This is a genomic window from Streptomyces sp. NPDC054841 (assembly GCF_053611045.1).
Window position 1 is genome coordinate 1 of the sequence record NZ_JBSGZO010000588.1, and the last position, 4,751, is coordinate 4,751.

A 4,751-nucleotide genomic window follows, 5' to 3' on the forward strand; every position below is an offset into this window, starting at 1 on the left:
CCGCCCCGCAGGGGGCACCGCCCTCCGCCCCGCAGTCGGAGAACCCGCCGGCGGCCGACCCGGCCGCCGCGCTCCAGCGCATGTACGTCGACACGAGCCCGTTCAGCCCGGCACACCTGAGCCTCAATGCCGAGGTCCTGGGGCCCGAACGGATGCTGTTCGGCACCGACTCACCGCCGATGGCGGCGCCGCTGGAGGACTTCATCCGCATGATCGAGAAGCTGCCCGTGGACAAGGCGTCCCAGCAGCTCATCCTCGGCGGCAATGCCGAGGCCCTCTTCGACTTCAGGAGTCGTCCGTGACCACCATGCAAGACCCCGCCGCCGCAGCCGAGCGGTGTACCCCCGAGTTCCGGCGGAACCCGCACCCGGTCTACGCCCGCCTCCGGGACACGGCACCGGTCTGCCCCATGAAGCCGCCGCACGGCAATGACACGTACCTGATCACGCGGTACGAGGACGCGCGGGCCGCCCTGTCGGATCCGCGGCTGAGCAAGGACATGTACGGGGCCATGGACGCCTACCGGAGGATCTTCGGTGACTCGTCGGTGGCGCTGGACGACAACATGCTCAACTCCGACCCGCCGAAGCACACTCGGCTGCGAAAACTCGTCAACTCCGAGTTCACCCCGCGCCGAGTGGAAGCCCTGCGGCCGCAGATCCAGGACATCGTCGACAGGCTGCTCGACTCATGCCCGACCCGGGAACCGTTCGATCTGCTGCCCGCGTTCGCGTTCCCGCTGCCGATCACCGTGATCTGCGAACTGCTCGGCGTACCGCCACAGGAGCGCTCGCACATGCACCAACTGTCCACCACAGTGGCGCAGACCGGTTTCAGCGAGGAGTCCAAGCGGGCCCAGCAGGAGGCGGAGGAGGACCTGCACGCGTACTTCACGGATCTCATCGCGCGCAAGCGCAGCCGCCCGGGTGACGACCTGCTCAGCGCGCTCACCGCAGCCCAGGACACGGACGGCGGGCTCACCCAGAACGAGCTGGTCTCGACAGCGTTTCTGCTGATGTTCGCGGGTCATAAGACGACCGCGTACCTCATCGGCAATGCCGTCTACCACTTCCTGGCCAATCCGGCACAGCTGCGCGCCGTGCAGGAGAACCCGGAGCTGGTCGGTCCGGCGGTGGAGGAGCTGATCCGGTACGACGGCTCCGTGGAGAGCTCGACGTTCCGCTACGCGACCGAGGACGTGGAGTTCAGCGGGACGCGGATCCCGAAGGGCGCTCTCGTCCAGATCGCGCTCAGTTCGGCCAATCGCGATCCGCTGAAGTTCGACTCCCCGGACGAGTTCGATGTGATGCGACCGGGGAACGCGCAGAATGCCCATCTGGGCTTCGGGCACGGCAGCCACTACTGCCTGGGCGCTCCGCTGGCCAGGCTGGAGATGCAACTCGCGCTCACCAGTCTGTTCAGCCGTTTCCCGAGCATGGCTCTGGCCGACCCGGAGCGTGAGGCGAACTGGATGGCGGTTCCGTTCCCGGCCTTCCGCGGCCTCGCGGAGCTGCCCGTCGTGCTCGATCCCGCCGTGTCGTGACGACGGCGGGGGGAACGGGGGTGGGACCGTCATGACTCGCCGCGGAATTCGGCGGCGCGAAGGCGCCTGACCTGGGCCGAGCCCGTCAGGCGCCTTCTGCTGCGGCCGTGCGCTCACGGCGGGCGATTCGGAAATCGAGTAGGGCCGGCCCAGGGCTGACGCGTTCATGCAACCTTCTCGCAACCTCGCACATGGCTGACTGAGTCACTGCCTCAATGGCGGCGAGCGCATCCGTTCTGGCGGGTTGGGAGAGGGGCGGAACATGCACGAATACGGGACGAACAAGCTGCCGGTGAGCTGCTCGCCGCGGAAGCTCGGATTCTCCTGATGGCTTCCGCCGAGGCTCCGTTCGTTCAGCTGACCCCCGCCGCCGCCGAGCTGGTGCGGCGACTGCGGGCCCTCCACGGGCCCCTGATGTTCCATCAGTCGGGCGGCTGTTGCGACGGCAGCGCACCGATGTGTTACCCGGAGGGCGAGTTCCGTACCGGCGGTTCGGATGTGCTGCTGGCGCAGCTGTCCGTCGAAGGAGTGACCGAACCGGTGTCTTTCTGGATGTCGGCGAGCCAGTACGAGGCATGGCGGCATACGCGCTTTATCGTCGACGTCGTCGAGGGCCGGGGTAGTGGATTCTCACTGGAGGCGCCCGAAGGGGTGCGTTTCCTGATCCGTTCCCGGCTCGTCGGCTCCTAAGGGCTGTCCCGTAATCCCCGGTGGATCAGCGCGCGGCGTCAGATGCGGTGCATCGCAAGGCGGAGGGTCGTCCTCATACTGGGCGTATTCGGGCGATCCGACAACGCAGCGAGGTGCCGTAGCTGTCGTCGTGCGCCCGCCGGGGATTGCGGGACAGCCCTTAGCCTCCCAGGTCTGGTCAACTATCCGGTGAATTGGGAGAGTTGACCGGACGTCTGGGGGGCGATGTGACGAGAAGTCATGCTCGGATCCGTACGGTGCTCAGCGTTGTTCTGGCCTGGTGCGCCCTGGCCGTCACCGGGCTCGCGGCAGGTGCTCCGGCGACCGCGGCGCCGGCCTGGGTGCGGCTCGCGTCGGGTGTGCAGTACCGGCAGTTCGACATCACGGCTTCGCACGGCACTACACGTGCCCATCTGCTGTCGGTGGACCTGCTCGACCCCAAGGTCTCGGTCGGGCTGCTGTATCCGGGCGCGGTGGGCGCCCGGGCGGCGCTGTCCTTGCTCGCCGACCACGAAGGCGCGGTCGGTGCTGTGAACGGCGACTTCTTCAACATCACGGAGACACAGCATCCCGGTGTCGAGGCGACGGGCGCCCCGGTCGGGCCCGCGATCGCGGACGGCCGGGATCTGAAGGCGGCCGTCCCCGACGGGCAGCGCTTCGGTCCTGTCCTGCCGCCGGGCACCACGACCCGAGAGGTGCTGGGCGTCGGCGGCGACAGGAGGGCACGGCTCGGCCGACTGGCCCTGGACGGCAGTGTGTTCACTGCCACGGGGCGATTCGCGCTGCGCGGGCTCAACCAGTACGCGCTGCCGGTCGGCTCGATCGGGGCGTTCACGTCCGACTGGGGCTCGGCCTCCCGGGTCCGTGCGACGTGCGGTACGGACACCGAACGGGCGGCCCCTTGCAGTACGGAGACCCATGAGGTGACGGTGCGGCGCGGGCTGGTGACGGCGGTGGCCACGACGCCGGGGCGCGGTGCGATCGCCGCGGACACCGAAGTGCTGGTCGGCCGGGAGGCCGGGGCAGCCGCGCTGCGCGGTCTGCGGGTCGGTGATGTCGTGACCATCCGGCACCGGCTGGTCGAGGCGCGCTCCGGAATTCCGTACCGCTTCGCGGTGGGCGGTTATCCATTGCTGCGCGACGGGGCGCCGCTGCCCGGTCTTGACGGCGTCACGTCGGCGGTGCGCTCGGCGGGCGGGATCACGGACAACGGGCGGACGCTGCTGCTGCTCGCGCTGGACGGCGACGCGCAGTTCCGTACCGGGCTGACGATCGCGGAACTGGCGTCGGTGATGGCGCAGGCCGGGTCCGCCGACGCGTTCAGCCTCGACGGCGGCGGCTCGTCGACGCTGGTCGCACGGGCTCCCGGAGCCCATTCGGTCACGGTACGTAACCATCCGAGTGGCGGGGCGGAGCGCGCGGTGCCGAACGGCATCGGGATCTTCTCCCGGGACTGATGTGCGGCGTCACCGCGCGGGACCGGGTCTCGCTGGCTAGCGTGGCTCACAGGACCGTCCGCCGGGTCCGGACAGAAGATCCCTCCAGAGACCCGTCCGGAGATCCCTCCGCAAGCCCGTCCAGCATCCCTCGATCCCGCAAGTCCGCAATCCCACAAGTCCGCGATCCCACAAGTCCTCGAACCCGCAAGTCCGCAATTCCGCACAGAAGAGAGAGTCACCGTCATGGCTGCAGCACCTGAAGGCACGCCGATCTGGGCCGACGCGATGTTCTCCGACGTGGAGGGCGCGAAGACCTTCTACGCCGAAGTCCTGGGCTGGACGTTCGGCGAGGCCTCGTCGGAGTACGGCAACTACACGCAGGCGTACGCGGACGACAAGGCCGTGGCCGCCGTCGTCCCGCCCATGCCCGGCCAGGAGGGACAGTCGCAGTGGTGTCTCTATCTGGCGTCTGTGGATGCCGCCGCGACCGCCGAGAAGATCCGGCAGAACGGCGGCACCGTCCTCATGGAGCCCATGGCGGTCGGCGACTTCGGATCGATGTGCATCGCCCAGGACCCGACCGGTGTCACGTTCGGCGTCTGGCAGCCCGGCACGCACGAGGGATTCGAGGCGACGAACGTGCCCGGCGCCTTCTGCTGGGCGGAGGTCTTCACGCGTGAGCCCGACAAGTCCGACACATTCTTCCCCGCGGTCTTCGGCTACAACGTGAAGAAGATCGAGGACGAGAACATCGACTTCAAGCTCTTCGACCTCGGCGCGGACCCCGTCCTCGGCCGGATGAAGATGACCGCGGAGGACTTCCCTCCGGAGGTCCCCTCGTACGTCCAGGTCTACTTCACCGTCCCGGACTGCGATGCTGCGGTCGCGACCGCCCAGAAGTTGGGCGGAAAGCTGGTGTTCGGTCCGATGAGCAGCCCCTTCGGCCGGTTCGCGGCGGTGGTCGACCCGCAGGGCGCGGCGTTCGCCGTCATCGATGTCACGACGACCGAGGGCGAGATGCCCAAGATCGCCTGAGTGAGGGGCGGATGCCCGGGGCCGCACCCTGAACGGTCCCGGGC

The 4,751-nt window shown here is 68.8% G+C and carries 5 protein-coding genes; all 5 read left to right on the forward strand.

Annotation, left to right across the window (positions count from 1 at the left end):
- The coding region (locus tag ACWGI8_RS39800) for an amidohydrolase family protein (protein ID WP_453668325.1) at positions 1-302 on the forward strand (302 nt) is incomplete at its 5' end.
- Between the two features lie 5 nt (positions 303-307).
- Positions 308-1,543 carry a cytochrome P450 family protein gene (locus tag ACWGI8_RS39805; RefSeq protein ID WP_453668329.1) on the forward strand — a complete coding sequence of 412 codons (1,236 nt, stop codon included), beginning with the start codon at positions 308-310 and terminating at the stop codon, positions 1,541-1,543.
- Positions 1,544-1,870: 327 nt separating this feature from the next.
- On the forward strand, positions 1,871-2,233 hold the full coding sequence (locus ACWGI8_RS39810; RefSeq protein ID WP_453668326.1) for a DUF779 domain-containing protein: 363 nt from the start codon (positions 1,871-1,873) through the stop codon (positions 2,231-2,233).
- 257 nt (positions 2,234-2,490) lie between these two features.
- Positions 2,491-3,690: a phosphodiester glycosidase family protein gene (locus ACWGI8_RS39815; protein WP_453668327.1), complete on the forward strand. Its 1,200-nt coding sequence runs from the start codon at positions 2,491-2,493 to the stop codon at positions 3,688-3,690.
- Between the two features lie 225 nt (positions 3,691-3,915).
- A complete protein-coding gene (locus tag ACWGI8_RS39820) occupies positions 3,916-4,707 on the forward strand; it encodes a VOC family protein (protein ID WP_453668328.1) in 792 nt (263 codons plus the stop codon).
- The last annotated feature ends 44 nt before the right edge of the window (positions 4,708-4,751 follow it).